Origin of the sequence: Planktothrix tepida PCC 9214 (genome assembly GCF_900009145.1) — a bacterium.
Classification (GTDB): domain Bacteria; phylum Cyanobacteriota; class Cyanobacteriia; order Cyanobacteriales; family Microcoleaceae; genus Planktothrix; species Planktothrix tepida.
Map to the genome: position 1 here is coordinate 1 of NZ_LN889931.1, position 231 is coordinate 231.

A 231-nucleotide genomic window follows, 5' to 3' on the forward strand; every position below is an offset into this window, starting at 1 on the left:
GATAATAGTCACTCAACAGATTACCTGTGAACAGGCGCAGAAAATCAATGAAATAAAAGTGTTCTTGGGGGAAAATGCGTTTAAGAGCGATCGCTTCTCGACGATAGCGGTTATAAATTTTATTCGGGGTTTCCTCATGAACGTGGACAATTTCTGCTTCTGCCACATAAGCAAGTTGATAGCCAAGTCCCAGTACCCGTTTAGCCCAATCCAAATCTTCTAAACCTGTTA

The 231-nt window shown here is 41.6% G+C and carries 1 protein-coding gene; it reads right to left on the reverse strand.

Translation table 11 applies throughout. The annotated features are described in order from the left end of the window. The coding region (locus PL9214_RS29855) for a glycosyltransferase family 2 protein (protein WP_369326047.1) at nt 1–231 on the reverse strand (231 nt) is incomplete at both ends.